Below are 17,884 nucleotides of genomic sequence, written 5' to 3'. Positions count from 1 at the left end.
GTACAATGAACGAAACGTTAAAGGTCTTGCACGAGCGCCGGAGCATCCGCAAATACAAGGCGGAGCAGATCACGGACCAGGAGCTGGACGCCATTCTGGAGGCCGGCACCTGGGCCCCCACCGCCAAGAACCTCCAGACCCCCGTGATGGTGGTGGTGCAGGACAAGGAGACCATCGCCCGCATGTCCGCCCTGAACGCGGAGATCATGGGCAAGCCCGGCACGGACCCCTTCTTTGGCGCGCCCACGGTGGTGGTGGTACTGGCGGACGGAACCCAGGCCAACTGGCTTCAGGACGGGTCCCTGGTCATGGGAAACCTGATGACCGCCGCCGCGGCCACGGGAATCGGCTCCTGCTGGGTGAACCGGGCCATGGAGCTTTTCGACGGCGCCGAGGGCAAGGCCCTTCTGCGGCAGTGGGGTTTGCCGGAGACTCTGCGGGGCGTGGGAAACTGCGTCCTGGGATATGCCGACGGGCCCGCTCCCGCCCCCAAGCCCCGGAAAGAAGGCTGGATTATCCGGCCCTGACAGGAGGTGCAGCACCGTGAAGGACGCCATCCGGCAGATTACCCATGCCCAGAACATCCGCTATGACAAGGGGACGGAGACCCTCTATATCATCGACCAGAGCCTGCTGCCCGGCGAAGAGCGGGAAATCCCCCTGCGGACGGCGGAGGAGATGGTGGAGGCCATCCAAACACTTCGGGTTCGGGGAGCCCCGGCCATCGGCATCTGCGCCGCCTACTGCCTCTATGTCCTGGCCCGGTCCATTGAGGCGGAGGACCCCGCCGCCTTCCAGTCCCGTCTCGGGGGCTGTTCCGCCCAGCTGAACGCCTCCCGTCCCACGGCGGTAAACCTCAGCTGGGCCCTGGGGGAGATGGAGAAGACCGCCGCCGTCCATTTGGGCGAGCCCCGCCCCCTCCTGTTGGAGGCCCTCTATCAAAAGGCGGTGGAAATTCACGAGGACGACATCGCCAAGTGCCGGGCCATCTCCGAATACGGTCTCAGCCTTTTGAAGGAGGGAGACGGCGTCCTCACCCACTGCAACGCCGGTCCCCTGGCCACCTCCCGCTACGGCACCGCCCAAGGTCCCTTCTTCCTGGCGGCGGAGCGGGGCATGGGCATCCGCGTCTTTGCCGACGAGACCCGCCCCCTGCTCCAGGGGGCCCGGCTGACCAGCTACGAGCTCCACCGGGCCGGGGTGGACGTGACGCTGATCTGCGACAACATGGCCTCCATGGTGATGAAAAACGGCTGGGTCCAAGCCTGCTTTGTAGGCTGCGACCGGGTCGCCGCCAACGGCGACACCGCCAACAAGATCGGCACCAGCGGCGTGGCCATCCTGGCCAAGCACTACGGCATTCCCGTCTATGTGCTGGGCCCCACCAGCACCGTGGACCTGAGCTGCCCCGACGGGGACCATATCCCCATCGAGCTCCGGGACCCGGAGGAGATCAAGACCCTCTGGTACGAAAAACCCATGGCCCTCCCCGGTGTGAAATGCTACAACCCCTCCTTTGACGTGACGGACCACCAGCTGATCTCCGGCATCGTCACGGAGAAGGGCATCTGCCGCCCTCCCTACACGGAGAGCCTGGCGGCCCTCTTCCGCTGAGAGGGAACGCCATGATTCAAATCTACGGCACTCTGGGCCCCGCCTGCGCCGGTACGGAGACCCTGGTCCGGCTCTTTGAGGCCGGCATGACCGGCATCCGGCTGAATCTCTCCCACGTGGGCCTCCCCGGCGCGGCGGAGCAGATCGAGCATCTGCACGCCGCCGCCCGGCTCTGCGGCGTGACGCCGCAGCTTCTCATCGACATGCAGGGCCCGGAGCTCCGGGTGGGCGCTCTTCCCGCCCCCCTCTCCCTGGAGTCGGGGACCACCGTCCGTCTGGGAACGGACATCCCCCTGCCCCCCGCCGTCCTGCCCCATCTGACCGCGGGGCAGGAGGTGCTTCTGGACGACGGCAGACTTCTCCTCCGGGTTCTGGAGCCGCTTCCAAACGGGGCCCCGGCCCGGGTGGAGCGGGGCGGTGTCCTCCGGAGCCGGAAAAGCGCCGCCCTTCCCGGCGTGGACATCCGCCTCCCCGCCATGACGGACAGCGACCGGGAAAACCTCCGTCTGGCCGGGGACTACGGCGTCACCGGCGTCATGCAGCCCTTCGTCCGCAGCCGGGCGGACCTGGAGGCCGTCCGGGGAGCCCTGGACGAGGCCGGGGGACAGGCCATCCGGCTGTTTGCCAAGATCGAAAATCTGGACGGCACGGCCAGGCTGGCGGAGCTGATTCCCGCCGCCGGGGAGATTGTCATCGCCCGGGGGGATCTGGGGAACTCCGGCCCTCTCTGGCAGCTCCCGGCCCTGCAAAAGCGCATTGCCGCCGCCTGCCGGCAGGCGGGCCGGCCCTTCATGGTGGTGACCCAGATGCTGGCCTCCATGGAGCAAAGCCCCGTCCCTACCCGGGCGGAGGTCAGCGACATCTTCAATGCCGTGCTGGACGGCGCGTCCTCGGTAATGCTTACCGGAGAGACCGCCGTGGGCCGCTATCCCGTGGAGGCCATGACGTATCTGGTCCACACCGTCCGGGAGGCGGAGCGGTATCTACGGACCCTATAGGAAAACGAAAAGCGTCCGGCCACAAGGCCGGACGCTTTATATCATGGCAGCTCATACAGCGGCTTCCGCCGGTCATAGGGCTGGGCCCGGTAAGTCACCGAGGAGATTTTCCGCCCCGACCGCCCGTATTTGGGATGTGTCCCAAAGAGGCCCACATACCGCTCCAGGTCGTCCCGCTCCTCCGCCATGACCCCCAGCAGCAGCGCCGCCGCCCGGGCGTCGTCAATGGCCCGGTGGCTGTTTACCGCCCGGTCCTCCAGACGGTATGCGGCGATGGCGTTCTCCAGCTTGTGGGGATAGTCCCGCCGGTCCCGGTATACCGTCAGCACGTCCAGCAGCCGGACGCGCCGCAGTACCCCCGCCAGTCCCCAGGGCCGGAGCAGATCGTATAAAAAGTTCAGGTCGAACTGGGCATTGTAGGCGGCCAGCAGCGGCCGCTCCGCACCCGCCAGCAGGGCGGTGAAGGCGCGGGCTGCCTCCTCATCTCCCACGCCCTCGGCCTCCAGCCGCTCCTGGGTGATGCCGGTCAGCTGGGTGATAAAGGGGTCCAGCCGCCGTCCCTCCGGCAGGCGGAGGAAGAGGTCTATGCCACCAGTCTCCGCCCCGCCCTCCAGAGAGACCGCGCCGATCTCAATTATCCGGTCCCTCCCGAAATCGATGCCGGTGGTCTCCGTATCAAAGACCACCATCCGGTCAAACTGCTCCCACAGCCTCATGCCGCACCCTCCAGCCAGCTCTCTCCCGTGGCGTATTCAATGGCCACGCCGGGCTGCACATTATAGGCGAAAATGTTGAAGCACACACCGTCCCCGGCGTCCTCCACGGAATAAGCCTCCATCTGCACGCCCCGGGCCACCAGCTCCGTTCCCACGAACACCGGCGTCACCCGGTAGAGGACATGGTTGTCCGTCCGCCGGACGTAGTCCGCCACGTCGTTTTCAAAGGGCAGCATTCCCGTGACGTTGAGATACCGGGTCCCGGTGATGAGATTTTTTTCGTTGGCGTTCTCCCCCGCCAGCTGAAAGCCGATGAGGTGGCAGCGGTTGTAGAGGTACTTGCCGTCCACGCAGTCATATTTGGCGGAGACCCAGCCCGTGGGCTTCACGCTTCCAATGGCCTCCCGCTCCTCTGTGGGCATCAGCTCCGGGCAGATATTGGCGTAGGCCACGCCGCAGCGGCCCAGGTAATCCAGCTCGCTGTAATGTTCAAAGGCCTCCAGGGTCATCTCCTCCTTGGTAAAGCCCGGCTGGTTGTCCTCCAGCTCCACGTAGGCCGCGCCGTTCCACTCCGGGATGTCCTCCAGCGACACCGGCTCCGGCTGGAAATACCATCGGATGGCCGCCGCCGCGACGCACAAAACCAGCAAAACCGCCATCTGCCTGGGCGTCAGCTGCTGCTTCGTCCCGCCTCTCCGCTTTGCCATATCCCTTCCTCCCGTTTTCCGCAAAATTCGTGATACTAAATATAACATTTTTCGCCAGCTTTTTCAACCGATAATCCGCCCGCTCCCGGACATGCTGAGTGGTGACAACATTCCACAATCCGGAGGTGCCTATGCTCCATCGTATACGCAGCGCGTGCTTTCTGCTGCTCCCTATCGTATTTCTGGCGGCCATGCTCTATCTTCAGGGGCGGTCTCTGTCCGTCTCCGCTCCCGCCGTCATCCCGGCCTCCGCCGACAACTGGGGCCTCTCCTTTCCCAACGAGGGGCAGTCCCCCATTGGCAACGCCAGCGTGGAGGACCTGGCCCGGTACGACGCCTGGTTCCTGGGGGACACGTCCCAGAAGGTGATTTATCTGACCTTTGACTGCGGCTATGAAAACGGCTATACGGAGAAAATCCTGGACGCTCTGAAGAAGCACAACGCCCCGGCGGCCTTCTTCGTGGTGGGCAACATGATCGAAACCGCCCCGGACATCATCCGCCGCATGGCGGAGGAAGGTCACATCGTGGGCAACCACACCTTCCACCACCCGGACATGTCCGCCATTTCCGACCAGGCCGCCTTCCAGAAGGAGCTGGACAGTCTGGCCGCCCTTTACCAGGAGACCACCGGGCGGGAGCTCCCTCGTTTCTACCGCCCGCCTCAGGGAAAGTACAGCGAGGAGAACCTGCGGCAGGCCCAGGCCCTGGGCTACCGGACCGTCTTCTGGAGCCTGGCTTATGTAGACTGGTACGTGGACAACCAGCCCACGGCGGAACAGGCCTACGCCAAGCTTCTTCCCCGCATTCACGACGGCGCCATCGTCCTTCTCCACTCCACGTCCAAAACCAACGCGGACATTCTGGACGAGCTGCTGACCAAGTGGGAGGATATGGGCTACCGCTTCGCCTCCTTGGAGGACCTGCCCCCCTCTTGCAACTCCTGACGGGCTGGTATATAATGAGGCCAGCACGCCGCCTCTCCGGCGGCGAAAACAGGAGGCGCGTTTATGAATCTCACCACTACGGCCCTGCTGGACCTCTCCCACACCCTGGCGGGGGATTATCTGGCCCAATTTCAATACCCCTGGAAGGCTCTGGACGGCATTCAGAACCTGATTTTGACCCTGGGGCCCGCCCTGGACCCGGCGGAGTATAAGCAGCGCTCTCCCGGCGTCTGGGTCCACAAAACCGCCGCCCTGGCCCCCACGGCCTTCCTGGGCGCGCCCTGCATCATCGGCCCGGAGACGGAGGTCCGGCACGGCGCTTTCATCCGGGGCTCCGCCCTGGTGGGGACCGGCTGCGTGGTGGGCAACTCCGTGGAGCTGAAAAACGTCATCCTCTTCGACGGCGTTCAGACCCCCCACTACAACTACGTGGGGGACTCCATCCTGGGCTACAAGGCCCATATGGGCGCGGGGTCCATCACCTCCAACGTCAAGTCTGACAGGACCCTGGTGACGGTGCGCAGCGGCGCGGAGCGCCTGGAGACGGGCCGGAAGAAGTTCGGCGCGATTCTGGGGGACCATGTGGAGGTGGGCTGCAACAGCGTTCTGAATCCCGGCTCCGTTCTGGGGCGGAACACCAGCGTTTATCCCCTCTCCTCCGTTCGGGGGGCGGTCCCGCCGGACAGCATTTTCAAAGGGCCCGGCCAGGTGGTTCACCGGGACTGAGGCGGTTTTCATAAAAGGTCCGGCACGGGGAACACTCCCCTTGCCGGATTTTTTTGCGTCTCAGCCCAAACAAGGGCTTGACAAATACCCCACCCAGGTATATGATAATTATACCCCCACGGGGTATAGTACAAAAGGAGGCGTCCGCCATGGAAAGCTGTGACTGCCGCAAGACCAAGGAGCGCTCCGAGGAGGAGTACAAGCGCCTGATCCACCGGCTGAACCGGGTGGAGGGCCAGATTCGGGGCATCCGGGGGATGGTGGAGCGCAGCGCCTACTGTCCCGACATCCTGGCCCAGGTGGCCGCCGCCAACGCGGCGCTGAACGCCTTCGCCAAAGAGCTTTTGGCGGAGCACATCCGCACCTGTGTCACCCGGGATATCCGGGAGGGGAAGGACGAGACGGTGGAGGAGCTCCTCTCCACCCTCCGCAAGCTGATGAAATGACGCTTCGAAATCATCTTGAAAATGGGAGGTCCCGCTTATGGAACAATACCATGTCACCGGCATGAGCTGCGCCGCCTGCTCCGCCAGGGTGGAGAAGGCCGTGGGCAAGGTGCCGGGAGTCTCTTCCTGCTCCGTCAGCCTCTTGACCAACTCCATGGGCGTGGAGGGCAGCGCTTCCGCCGCCGATATCATCGCCGCTGTGGAGAGCGCGGGCTACGGCGCTTCCCAAAAGGGCCGGGAGACCGCCTCCGCCGGAGCCGCCGCCCGTCCGGAGGACACTCTGGCGGACCACGAGACGCCGGTTTTGAAAAAACGCCTCTGGTCGTCCCTGCTCTTCCTGGCGGTGCTGATGTACTTCTCCATGGGCCATATGATGTGGAGCTGGCCCGTCCCCTCCTTCCTCCACGGGAATCACATGGCCATGGGGCTCCTCCAGCTGCTGCTGACAGCGGCGGTCATGGTCATCAATCAGAAATTCTTCATCAGCGGCTTCAAAAGCCTCTGGCACCGGGCCCCGAACATGGACACCCTGGTGGCCCTGGGGGCCTCCGCCGCCTTTGTCTACAGCACCTACGCCCTCTTCGCCATGACGGACGCCCAGGTCCGGGGGGACATGGAGGCGGTGATGGACTACATGATGGAGTTCTACTTCGAGTCCGCCGCCATGATTCTCACTCTAATCACCGTGGGCAAGATGCTGGAGGCCCGGTCCAAGGGCCGGACCACCGACGCGCTGAAAAGCCTCATGAAGCTGGCCCCCAAGACCGCCGCGCTGGAGCGGGACGGCAAAGAGGTCGTGGTCCCCATTGAACAGGTGCAAAAGGGCGACGTCTTCCTGGTCCGCCCTGGGGAGAACATCCCCGTGGACGGCGTGGTGGTGGAAGGCTCCAGCGCCGTCAACGAATCCGCCCTTACCGGAGAGAGCATCCCCGTGGACAAAGCGCCCGGGGACGGCGTCTCCGCCGCCACGGTGAACCAGTCCGGCTTCCTCAAGTGCCGGGCCACCCGGGTGGGGGAGGACACCACGCTCTCCCAGATCATCCAGATGGTCAGCGACGCGGCGGCCACCAAGGCCCCCATCGCCAAAATTGCCGACAAAGTGTCCGGCGTGTTTGTCCCGGCGGTCATCGGCATCGCCCTGGCCACCACCGCCGTGTGGCTGCTGCTGGGGCAGACCATCGGCTTCGCCCTGGCACGGGGCATCTCCGTGCTGGTCATCTCCTGTCCCTGCGCCCTGGGCCTGGCCACGCCGGTGGCCATTATGGTGGGCAGCGGCATGGGGGCGAAAAACGGCATCCTCTTCAAGACCGCCGCGTCCCTGGAGGCGGCGGGCCGGACGGAAATCGTGGCCCTGGACAAGACGGGCACCATCACCAAGGGCGAGCCCAGGGTGACGGATATCCTTCCGGAGGAGGGGCTGTGCGATGGGGAGCAGCAGCTGCTGCGGCTGGCCTGCGCTTTAGAGAGAAAGAGCGAGCACCCCCTGGCACGAGCCATTCTCCAGAAAGCGGAGGAGGAACAGGTTCCTCAGGAGGAGGTCACGGACTTCCAGGTCCTTCCGGGAAACGGACTGACCGGGAAGTGGAACGGGGCCACCCTCAGCGGCGGGAATTACAGTTTCATCAGCACCCGTGCAGCGGTGTCCCAGGAGACCCAGGCCAAGGCCGAGGCGCTGTCCGCCCAGGGAAAGACTCCCATGTTTTTCAGCCGGGACGGTATGCTGCTGGGCGTCATCGCTGTGGCGGACGTCATCAAGGAGGATAGTCCCCAGGCCGTGCGGGAACTTCAAAACATGGGCATCCGGGTGGTGATGCTCACCGGCGACAATGAGCGGACCGCCAAAGCCATCGGCAACCAGGCCGGGGTGGACGAGGTCATCGCCGGCGTCCTGCCCGACGGCAAGGAAAGCGTCATCCGAAGGCTCAAAGAGCAGGGCAAAGTGGCCATGGTGGGCGACGGCATCAACGACGCTCCGGCCCTCACCCGGGCGGACACCGGCATCGCCATCGGCGCGGGGGCCGACGTGGCAGTGGACGCGGCGGACGTGGTACTGATGAAGAGCCGCCTCTCCGACGTGCCCGCCGCCATCCGCCTCAGCCGGGCCACCCTGCGGAACATCCACCAGAACCTGTTCTGGGCCTTCTTTTACAACACTATCGGCATTCCCCTGGCGGCGGGGCTCTTCATTCCCCTGGGCCTGACGCTGAACCCCATGTTCGGCGCGGCGGCCATGAGCCTTTCCAGTTTCTGCGTGGTTTCCAACGCCCTGCGGCTGAACCTGTTCGACCTGCGGGACGCGAAGAAAGACAAACCCCTGAAATCCAGACATCCCAAACATTCCGAGGAGGTAACGACAATGGAAAAGACCATGAAGATCGAAGGCATGATGTGCGGTCACTGCGAGGCCCGGGTCAAGAAGGCCCTGGAGGCCCTGCCGGAGGTCCAGACCGCCAACGTCAGCCACGAGAGCGGCACGGCGGTGGTGACCCTCTCCGGGTCCCTAACGGACGAGGCCCTGAAAAAGGCCGTGGAGGACCAGGACTACAAGGTGCTGGGGATTCAGTAAGACACAAAAAAGCGGACCGCCGGGAGGCGGTCCGCTTTTTTATGTGCGATTAGAAAGTAAATTTTTCGAATGCTTCCCCTTGGTCCTCTTTCCGTCTTCCGGCCAGCTTACCGGACATCCCGGCTTTTTTGATCTCCTCCACGTCCTTCTCACAGGATTTTGCCTGCTGCTTCCGCAGTTCTTCCATAAATCCCGCCAAAAGGGCCTGATGTCCCATTCCGGCATAAGAAGGAGTCCGGGGCGCTTTTGGCATCGCCTGCTGCGCGCCAAAGCTTCCTGTCGCAGAAATCATCATACTTCCTCCATTTCACAGATTTAATTCGGTTTTGAGCGTCCCGTCCTTGAATCCGTTCAATAGAAGCGCTCCGGTCTTGATTCCATTCATCTGGAATGTCGTCCGGATCTTGAAAAAAATAAGGAATTTGTCACCTGTTCGCGGCCCGGTCCGCCTCGATCTGAAGCTTCAGGGCCTCCACCGCCACGCGGACGGAAGTGGATGTATCCTCGCTCATCTTCTGGTCCAGGCCGGCAGCTTCCCGCTCCTGGTTCCAGACCACGTGGAAGCAGGACCCGCAGCGGCAGCCCAGGGCGGCGGCCACCACGAAGAGGGCGGCGCTCTCCATCTCGCTGGCCTTGACCCCCAGGCGCTTCCAGCTCTCCCACTTCTGCTGAAGCTCATAGTACACCGGGGAGGCGGCGGGATCATGCTGGCCATAGAAGCTGTCCTTGCACTGGACAATGCCGGTGTGGAGGGGATACCCCAGGGCCTTCGTGGCCCGAACCAGGCAGTCCACCAGTCCGAAGTCCGCCACGGCGGGGAACTCCAGAGGCGCGTACTCCAGGCTGGTGTGCTCGAACCGGACAGCGCCGGTGGCAACCACGATGTCGCCGGACTGGACGTTTACGTCGATGCCGCCGCAGGTGCCGGTACGGATAAAGGTGTCCGCGCCGCACTTGTGGAGCTCCTCCATGGCGATGGAGGCGGAGGGGCCGCCGATGCCGGTGGAGCAGGCCGTCACCTTCTCTCCCAGCAGCGTGCCGGTCCAGACGTTGTACTCCCGGTTATAGGCCACTTGCTTCGCGTCGTCAAAATACGCGGCAATGGCCGGAACCCGGCCGGGGTCCCCCGGGAGAATGCAGTAGCGGCCAATATCCTCCGCCGTGCAGGCAATATGAAATTGCTTTTCCAGTTTTTGCATATCTGTCACCTCAAATTTGTGATATTGTGAGAACAGTATAACAAATTTGGGTCGGCCTTGCAACGATTTGACGGAAATTTTCCGTAAACTTTCGCTTATTTCATCGTGACCACCGTGACCCCCGTCTCTCCCTCGCCATAGACGCCCAAGCGGAAGCTTTTCACCGCCTTGCTGCGGCGGAGAATGTCATGGACGGCCTTGCGGAGGGCCCCCGTCCCCTTGCCGTGGATGATGGTGACGGTCTCCAGCTTGCCCATGACGGCGGCGGAGAGGAAGCTTTCCACCACGCTCTCCGCCTCCAGGGTCTCCAGTCCCCGAATGTCCAGCTCCCGGCTGGCGGCGGAGCGGAGCGTCCGGGTCCCGCCGGAGTGGACAGGGGACTTCGGCTTCCGGGCGGCCCGTTCGTCGTCCTCAATCAGGCGCACCTCGGAGGCCTGCGCCTTCATTTTCAGCGCCCCCGCCTTCAATTGGAGGGTTCCGTCCTTCCCGATGGAAATCACCTCCGCCGGCTGGCGCACACCGGGGAACTCCACCAGGTCCCCCTTGACAATGGGGCGGCTGGGCTTGGGAATGGGCGCGGGGCGGTCCTTCTCCGTGCGGAGGCGGTCCTCCGCCTGGTGGAGCCCCGCCCGGATGGCGGCCTGAGCGTCGTTGATGTTCTGGGCGGAATCCGCCTGGGCCTGCCGCCGCCGAAGCTCCGCCAGATCGCTGAAGGTCTGGTCCGCCGCGGCCTTGGCGTCCCGGAGGATGCGCTTGGCCTCCGCCTCCCCCCGGCTGCGGGCGTTCTCCTTGGCCCGCTCCATCTGCTCCCGGAACTCCCGGGCCTTGCGGGCGTCCTCCTCCCGCTGGCGGTAGAGGCGGTCGGACTCCTGCTCCCGCTTTTCCAGGGACTGCCGCTTGACCTCCAGCTGGGTAAGGACGTCCTCAAACCGGACGCTGTCCCCGCTCATCTGGGTCTGGGCCGCCGCAATGACCTCCTCGGGCAGCCCCAGCCGCCGGGAGATGGCGAAGGCGTTGGACTTCCCCGGGATGCCGATGAGCAGCCGGTAGGTGGGACTGAGGGTCTCCACATTGAACTCGCAGGAAGCGTTTTCCACACCGGCGGTGGTCATGGCGAAGGTTTTCAGCTCCGCATAGTGGGTGGTGGCGGCGATTCTCGCCCCGGCGGCCCGGACGTGCTGGATGACGGCGATGGCCAGGGCCGCGCCCTCCACCGGGTCCGTGCCGGCCCCCAGCTCGTCGAAGAGGATGAGGCTCCGGCGGTCCGCCTCCTTCAAAATGCCCACAATGTTGGTCATATGGGCGGAGAAGGTGGACAGGCTCTGCTCGATGCTCTGCTCGTCGCCGATGTCCGCCAGCACCCGCTCGTAAACCGCCACGGCGCTCTGGTCCGCCGCCGGAATGTGGAGGCCGCACTGGGTCATCAGGGTCAGCAGACCCAGCGTTTTCAGGGAAACCGTCTTGCCGCCGGTGTTGGGGCCGGTGATGACCAGCGTGTCAAAGGCGCCTCCCAGCTCCAGGTCGATAGGCACCGCCTTCTTGGGGTCCAGCAGGGGATGCCGGGCCTTTTTCAGATGGATGCAGCCGTCCCGCCGGACCTCCGGACGGACGGCGTCCATCTTCCAGCTCAGCTGCCCCCGGGCAAAAATCAGGTCCAGGTGGACCAGGGCGTCGTAATCCCACTGGATGTCCTCCCGGTGGGCGGCGGCCTCGGCGGAGAGCTCTGCCAGAATCCGCTCGATCTCCTTCTGCTCCTTGGCCTCCAGCTCGATGTATTCGTTGTTGGCCTGGACCACGCCCATGGGCTCCACAAACACCGTGGCCCCGGAGGAGGAGATGTCGTGAACCAGACCGGGGAGGTTCCCCTTCTGCTCCGCCTTCACGGGGACCACGAAGCGGCCGTCCCGCTGGGTGATGATGGTCTCCTGAAGCACCTTGGCATAGCTGGGGGAGGAGATGATCTTCTGGAGAATCTGCCGGCTCTTGGCCTGGGCCGCCCGCATGTGGCGGCGGATATCCGCCAGCTCCGGGGAGGCTGCGTCGGCAATGGTGTCCTCGTCGGGAATGCAGCGCTTGATCTTCTCCTCCAGAAAGCGGTTGCCGTGGAGGGAGAGGAAGAGGTGGTCAATGGCGGTCTTCTCCGCCGCCTCGTCATTGAAATACTCCCGGGCCCGGCGGGCGGCGGTGAGAAGTCCCGCGATGCGCAGCAGCTCCCGGGTGTTGAGGCTGCCGCCCCGGTCCGCCCGGTCCAGGGCCTCGCCCACCGGCTTCACCCCGGAGAAGGAGGGCGCGCCCCGCTGTCCGGTCATCCACCGGGCAGCGTCGGTCTGGTCCAGGAGACGCAGAACCTCCTCCGGTTCCGTCTCCGGGGAGACGCGGAGAGCCCGCTCCTTGGCCTCGGCGCTGACCGCCTGGTCCGACAAAAGCTGGAGCACCCTGGGCAGCTCCAAGGTGCGGAGAGATTTTTCAAACAGTTCGCTCATAGGGGATAACCTCCTTACAAGGGGGATTTGCATCTTAAAACGTATAAAATCGCCGAAATTATACAAACTGTATTTTATTTCGACACACTTTTATAGAAGTCCAAGGTCCGGAAACCCCGCTCCAGCTGGGCGAAGACAAAGGTCTCCGCCGCCCCGGCGAGGCGGTTCAGCGGCTCCGGTCCCAGGCGAAAGGCATAGAGCCGCTTGGGGTCCCCGTAGACAATATGCCGCAGAGCCGCCAGAGAGTCCCGGCAGAGGGAGCGGCCCCCGCCGCAGCTCCGGCAGCGGAGCACCCCCTGGACCGTGTCCAGCACCGGCTCCTCCGGCTCCGCCCGTCCGCAGACGGCGCAGGCATCCGCCAGGGGCTCGTAGCCCGCAAGGCACAGCAGCCGCAGCTCAAACGCGGGCTTTACCAGAGCCGGCGGCTTGTGTAAAGCAGAAAGGGCATACAGGCCGTTCAGGAGATGCCGCATAAGCTCCGGCACGGGAACCGCCTCCGGGGCGGCGGCCTCCGTCAGCTCCGCCATGTAGCAGCCCAGGGCCAGGGACGGCAGGTCTCCCCGCAGGCCGGTGAACAGCTCCAGGGTTGAGGCGTCGCTGGCGTAGTGCCAGTCCCTCCGCTGGCAGAGGGTCCACTCGGCATAGGCCAGGGGCTGGGCGGCGGCGGCAAACTTGCAGTTCTTCCGCCGGGCCCCCCGGGCCGTGACGGCGATCTTCCCCTCCTCCCAGGTCAGCAGGGTCAGAATCTTGTCCGTCTCCCGGGTCTCCGTCTCCCGGAGGACCAGACCCCGGTCCACCGTATAGGGCGTTCCCGCCACGCGCCTCCCTCCTCGCTATGTACGGGGAGTTATTTTCTCCCCGTTTATGACAAATTGTTGTCCGTTTTCTCCTCAATCGACCGATAGAGCATATAGGCCAGGGGCTCGCCGGTGAGGCAGAAGAGCTCCCAGAGGGGCATGGGTTCCATGTTGTTCACGCCGCAGACCTCCTTTTATGGATAGTCTGCGAAAATGGTCGAAGAGGATACGTGGAAACTTTCGGTCAATCCTCCCGGTAACCCAGGCTGCGGACGTAGTTCACGTTGTCCCGCCAGTTCTCCTTGACCTTGACCCAGGTCTCCAGGTAAATCTGCGTGCCCATGAACTTCTCCATGTCGTGCCGGGCCAGGGAGCTGATTTTTTTCAGCATGGTCCCCTGCTTGCCGATGATAATGCCCTTGTGGCTGGCCTTCTCGCAGTAGATCACCGCCCCCACGTCCACGATGCCGGAGTCCCGTTCGGAGAATTTGGTGATCTCCACGGCGGTGCCGTGGGGAATCTCCTTGTCCAGGCAAAGGAGCAGCTTCTCCCGGAGAAGCTCTCCCATCACCTGCCGCTCCGGCTGGTCGGAGGTCTGCCCGTCCGGGAAAAGCTGCGGGCCCTCCTGGGCGTATTTCCGAAGCTCCGCCATCAGCTCCTCCAGCCCGCCGCCGGTGCGGGCGGAGATGGGGATGATGGCGTCAAAGCCGTCCCAAGCCTCGCTGTAAGCGGCGATGACGGGAAGGAGCTGGGCGGGCTCCACGGTGTCGATTTTGTTGACGCAGAGGATGCAGTGCAGCTTCTCCTCCCGGATGCGCTGGATCAGGGCCTTTTCCGGCCCGCCCACATGGGCGATGGGCTCCACCAGCAGCAGCGCGCAGTCCACGTCGCTGAGGCTGGCGGTGACGACCTTCACCATGTAGTCCCCCAGGGCGGACTTGGGCCGGTGGAGGCCCGGGGTGTCCAGGAGGATAAACTGTGTGTCCTCCCGGTTGACCACGCCGTAGATGCGGTTCCGAGTGGTCTGGGCCTTGTTGGAGACGATGGCGATTTTTTCGCCCACCAGGGCGTTGGTCAGGCTGGATTTGCCCACGTTGGGCCGTCCGCAGACGGTGACCATGGCGGTTTTCGTGATGTTCATAGCAGGTGATCCTCAACTTTCTTTGAGCGTTATTGGGGTCTGCGTTTTCAGGGCTTCCGCTCCTCGGTCAGCCCCAACAAATAATCCGCGCTTACTTCAAAATACCGTGCCAGAGTGCACAATGTCAAGGCGGAAATATTGATTTCCCCTTTTTCAATCTTTAGATAATGTCCTTGTGTAACACCGAGCATATCTCCCATTTCTCGCTGGTAGATGCGGCGTTCCTTCCGTAGGGCTTTCAGACGAATACCCATAATTTGAAGTGTGTCCATTAAAAACTCCTTGACATATATCGTTTTGTAGTATATAATAATATTATTAAATGATATGTCTATATATCTTTAAAAACCATATATCGAGGGAGGAACTTTCTCAAATACACACTTACCGCACCAGCACCTTTTTTAGATACTGCCCGGTATAGGACTCCTTGCAGGCCGCCACCGTCTCCGGCGTGCCGGCGGCCACAATGGACCCGCCGCCGTCGCCCCCCTCGGGCCCCAGGTCGATGATCCAGTCCGCGCTTTTAATCACGTCCAGGTTGTGCTCGATGACCACCACCGTGTTCCCGCTGTCCACCAGCCGCTGGAGCACCTCCAGCAGCTTTCGCACGTCGTCGGTGTGGAGGCCGGTGGTGGGCTCGTCCAGAATATAGATCGTCTTTCCCGTGGCCTGCTTGCTCAGCTCCGTCGCCAGCTTCACCCGCTGGGCCTCGCCGCCGGAGAGCTCCGTGGAGGGCTGTCCCAGCTTCACATATCCCAGGCCCACGTCCTGGAGGGTCTGGAGGCGGTTGCGGAGCTTCGGCAGCGGCGCGAAGAACTCCAGCGCCTCGTCCACCGTCATCTCCAGCACCTCGGAGATATTCTTCCCCTTGTAGTGGACCTCCAGCGTCTCCCGGTTGTAGCGCTTGCCCTTGCACACCTCGCAGGGGACGAAGATGTCCGGCAGGAAGTGCATCTCGATTTTCAGCACACCGTCGCCGGAGCAGGCTTCGCAGCGGCCTCCCCGGACGTTGAAGCTGAACCGGCCCGGGCCGTAGCCCCGGCTCTTGGCCTCCTGGGTGGAGGCGTAGAGCTCCCGGATATCGTTAAAGAGGTTCGTATACGTGGCGGGGTTGGACCGGGGCGTCCGGCCGATGGGGCTCTGGTCGATGCTGACCACCTTGTCCAGGTACTCCAGTCCCTCGATGGACGCGCACTTGCCGGGGTGGACCTTCATGCGCATCAGCTCGGCCCCCAGGCGCTTGAAGAGCACCTCGTTCACAAGGGAAGACTTGCCGCTGCCCGACACGCCGGTGACCACGGTAAAGGTCCCCAGGGGGAAGTCCGCGTTCACCTTCCGGAGGTTGTTCTCCTCCGCCCCCCGGACCCGAAGGAATTTCCCGCTGCCGGGGCGGCGGACGTCCGGCACGGGAACCCGCTTTTTCCCGGAGAGATACTGGCCGGTCAAGGAATCGGGGTTGGCCATGACCTCCTCCGGCGTACCGGCGGCTACCACCTGACCGCCATGGATGCCCGCCCCGGGTCCGATGTCGATGAGGTAGTCCGCCTCCCGCATGGTGTCCTCGTCGTGCTCCACCACCAGCAGGGTGTTCCCCAGGCTCTGGAGGTTCCGCAGGGTGGCGAGGAGCTTGTCGTTGTCCCGCTGGTGGAGGCCGATGGAGGGCTCGTCCAGGATGTAGAGGACCCCCATCAGGCTGGAACCGATCTGAGTGGCCAGGCGAATACGCTGGCTCTCGCCGCCGGAGAGGGTCCCGGCGGCCCGGCTCAGCGTCAGATAGCCCAGGCCCACGGATTGGAGAAAGCCCAGGCGGGCCTTGATCTCCTTCAAAATCCGGCCCGCAATCAAATGCTGCTGTTCCGTCAGCTCCAGGTGATCCACCCACTCCAGCTCGTCCATCACGCTCAGGCGGGTCAGGGCGTCGATGTCCTTCTCCCCCACCGTCACCGCCAGGGACTCCTTTTTCAGCCTCCGGCCCTTGCAGGACGGGCAGGGGCACTCGGCCATCAGCTCCTCCAGCTCCCGCTTGCTGGCGTCGCTCTGGGTCTCCTGATACCGGCGCTCCACGTTGTTGCAGATGCCCTCGAAGGGCTGGTAGAGGACGCCCTTGCCCCGGGGCTGGTCGTAGTGGAGCTCCAGTTTCTCGCCCTTGGTGCCGTAGAGGATGATATCCTTCGCCTCGGCGGACAGGGTCTCCCAAGGCTCCTCCAGAGAGAAGCGGTATTTTTTCGACAGGGCGTCAAAGTACATCCGGGAAATGCCGTCGGAGCGGATGTTCCCCCAGCCGCTGGCCTGGATGGCCCCCTCCAGGATGGACTTTTTCGGGTCCGGCACCACCAGTGTGACGTCCACCTTCAGCTGGCTGCCCAGACCGGTGCAGGTGGGGCAGGCGCCGAAGGGGTTGTTGAAGGAGAACATACGGGGGGTCAGCTCCTCGATGGAGACGCCGCAGTCCTCGCAGGCGTAGTTCTGGGAGAACATCAGGTCCTTCTCCTCCCGGAGGAGGTTCACCACCACCAGCCCGCCGGAGAGGCCGGAGGCGGTCTCCACGCTGTCCGTCAGGCGCTGCTGGATGTCCGGGCGGATGATGAGGCGGTCAATGACGATTTCGATGTTGTGCTTTTTGTTCTTCTCCAGCTTGATCTCCTCGTCCAGCTCGTAGAGGTTCCCGTCCGCCCGGATCCGGACATAGCCGGAGCGCTTGGCGTCCTCGAAGACCTTGGCGTGCTCGCCCTTCTTGCCCCGGATGACCGGGGCCATTACCTGGATACGGGTGCCCTCCGGCAGGGCGAGGACCTGGTCGATGATCTGGTCTATGGTCTGCTGGCGGATGACCTTGCCGCACTTGGGGCAGTGGGGCGTGCCCACCCGGGCCCAGAGGAGGCGGAGGTAATCGTAAATCTCCGTGACGGTGCCCACGGTGGACCGGGGGTTTTTCGAGGTGGTCTTCTGGTCGATGGAGATGGCGGGGGAGAGGCCCTCGATGTAGTCCACGTCGGGCTTGTCCATCTGTCCCAGGAACATCCGGGCATAGGAGCTGAGGGATTCCACATAGCGCCGCTGGCCCTCGGCGTAAATCGTGTCGAAGGCCAGGGAGGATTTTCCGGAGCCGGAGAGCCCCGTCATGACCACCAGCTTGTCCCTCGGGATGGTCACGTCGATGTTCTTCAAATTGTTGGCGCGGGCGCCTCTTACGATGATTTTGTCTTGCATATGGGGGCTCCTTGTGTTCCCCGGCAAGGGGGGAGTTTGTACTCGCCCTTGCGGGCGGGGGGGATTCAGCTATGAAGATAGCTGTTCCTTTGCACCCCCCATTTTCTCTTTTTCTGATACGCAGAAAAAGAGAAAACGGGCCGTGCACGGTCCAAAAGAGAAAAAGACGTTTTGAAACGGGGGACGGGGGACGCGCCTGGAGACTGGCTTTCGGGTACGCATGTCCCGGCCCGCGGCTCGGTGCGGGCCGGGGTTTGGCGGGTGTCGAATCGACTTTCTCCTCTTTCCGCTGCCGCTGCCCTGGCGCTATTCTGTGGGGCCTGCTTCTTTG

At 63.7% G+C, this 17,884-nt stretch carries 15 protein-coding genes; 7 read left to right on the top strand and 8 right to left on the bottom strand.

Annotation, left to right across the window (positions count from 1 at the left end):
- The first annotated feature begins 5 nt into the window (after positions 1-5).
- Genes QZ329_RS01545 through QZ329_RS01535 form a run of 3 tightly spaced genes read left to right on the top strand, consistent with a single transcriptional unit; the run spans position 6 to position 2,612 of the window.
- A complete protein-coding gene (locus QZ329_RS01545) occupies positions 6-527 on the top strand; it encodes a nitroreductase (RefSeq protein WP_295747577.1) in 522 nt (173 codons plus the stop codon).
- Positions 528-543: 16 nt separating this feature from the next.
- Positions 544-1,614, top strand: a complete 1,071-nt coding sequence (gene mtnA, locus QZ329_RS01540; protein ID WP_295747575.1) for an S-methyl-5-thioribose-1-phosphate isomerase — start codon at positions 544-546, stop codon at positions 1,612-1,614.
- 11 nt (positions 1,615-1,625) lie between these two features.
- Positions 1,626-2,612 carry a pyruvate kinase gene (locus QZ329_RS01535; RefSeq protein WP_365351218.1) on the top strand — a complete coding sequence of 329 codons (987 nt, stop codon included), beginning with the start codon at positions 1,626-1,628 and terminating at the stop codon, positions 2,610-2,612.
- Between the two features lie 41 nt (positions 2,613-2,653).
- Here QZ329_RS01535 and QZ329_RS01530 read toward each other — a convergent pair whose 3' ends face one another.
- Together QZ329_RS01530 and QZ329_RS01525 are read right to left on the bottom strand one after the other, a co-directional pair.
- On the bottom strand, positions 2,654-3,328 hold the full coding sequence (locus QZ329_RS01530) for a 3'-5' exonuclease (protein WP_295747573.1): 675 nt from the start codon (positions 3,326-3,328) through the stop codon (positions 2,654-2,656).
- Positions 3,325-4,035 (bottom strand): DNA/RNA non-specific endonuclease, encoded by a 711-nt coding sequence (locus QZ329_RS01525; RefSeq protein WP_365351216.1) that lies wholly within the window; start codon positions 4,033-4,035, stop codon positions 3,325-3,327. Before QZ329_RS01525 ends, QZ329_RS01530 begins: the two co-directional genes overlap by 4 nt.
- Before the next feature lie 131 nt (positions 4,036-4,166).
- Here QZ329_RS01525 and pdaA point away from each other — a divergent pair, with 131 nt between their 5' ends.
- The 4 genes from pdaA to QZ329_RS01505 all read left to right on the top strand — a co-directional run bounded on the left by pdaA (position 4,167) and on the right by QZ329_RS01505 (position 8,720).
- The gene (pdaA, locus tag QZ329_RS01520; protein ID WP_365351214.1) at positions 4,167-4,982 is read left to right on the top strand and encodes a delta-lactam-biosynthetic de-N-acetylase; all 816 of its coding nucleotides are present in this window, start codon (positions 4,167-4,169) and stop codon (positions 4,980-4,982) included.
- 63 nt (positions 4,983-5,045) lie between these two features.
- Positions 5,046-5,708, top strand: coding sequence for a UDP-N-acetylglucosamine pyrophosphorylase (locus QZ329_RS01515; protein WP_295747571.1), 663 nt, complete (start codon positions 5,046-5,048; stop codon positions 5,706-5,708).
- Between the two features lie 149 nt (positions 5,709-5,857).
- Complete coding sequence (locus QZ329_RS01510; RefSeq protein WP_295747569.1) at positions 5,858-6,154, top strand: metal-sensing transcriptional repressor; 297 nt, start codon at positions 5,858-5,860, stop codon at positions 6,152-6,154.
- Positions 6,155-6,191: 37 nt separating this feature from the next.
- A complete protein-coding gene (locus tag QZ329_RS01505) occupies positions 6,192-8,720 on the top strand; it encodes a heavy metal translocating P-type ATPase (RefSeq protein WP_295747567.1) in 2,529 nt (842 codons plus the stop codon).
- Between the two features lie 425 nt (positions 8,721-9,145).
- On the opposite strand, the gene udp is transcribed toward QZ329_RS01505, so the two are convergent.
- From udp to uvrA, 6 genes are all read right to left on the bottom strand, one after another.
- Entirely contained in the window at positions 9,146-9,919 is a 774-nt protein-coding gene (gene udp / locus QZ329_RS01500; RefSeq protein WP_295747565.1) for a uridine phosphorylase, read from the bottom strand.
- Positions 9,920-10,014: 95 nt separating this feature from the next.
- Positions 10,015-12,402 carry an endonuclease MutS2 gene (locus QZ329_RS01495; protein ID WP_295747563.1) on the bottom strand — a complete coding sequence of 796 codons (2,388 nt, stop codon included), beginning with the start codon at positions 12,400-12,402 and terminating at the stop codon, positions 10,015-10,017.
- A gap of 74 nt (positions 12,403-12,476) precedes the next feature.
- Positions 12,477-13,220 (bottom strand): DNA repair protein RecO, encoded by a 744-nt coding sequence (gene recO, locus QZ329_RS01490; protein WP_295747561.1) that lies wholly within the window; start codon positions 13,218-13,220, stop codon positions 12,477-12,479.
- Positions 13,221-13,443: 223 nt separating this feature from the next.
- Entirely contained in the window at positions 13,444-14,340 is an 897-nt protein-coding gene (gene era, locus QZ329_RS01485) for a GTPase Era (protein WP_295747559.1), read from the bottom strand.
- Positions 14,341-14,387: 47 nt separating this feature from the next.
- Positions 14,388-14,612 (bottom strand): helix-turn-helix transcriptional regulator, encoded by a 225-nt coding sequence (locus QZ329_RS01480; protein ID WP_295747557.1) that lies wholly within the window; start codon positions 14,610-14,612, stop codon positions 14,388-14,390.
- A 112-nt stretch (positions 14,613-14,724) separates the two neighbouring features.
- Entirely contained in the window at positions 14,725-17,553 is a 2,829-nt protein-coding gene (gene uvrA / locus QZ329_RS01475; protein ID WP_295747554.1) for an excinuclease ABC subunit UvrA, read from the bottom strand.
- Positions 17,554-17,884 lie beyond the last annotated feature (331 nt).

Source organism: uncultured Oscillibacter sp. (assembly GCF_910579365.1).
Lineage (GTDB): Bacteria > Bacillota > Clostridia > Oscillospirales > Oscillospiraceae > Oscillibacter.
This window is presented reverse-complemented; position numbering and strand designations above follow the sequence as displayed.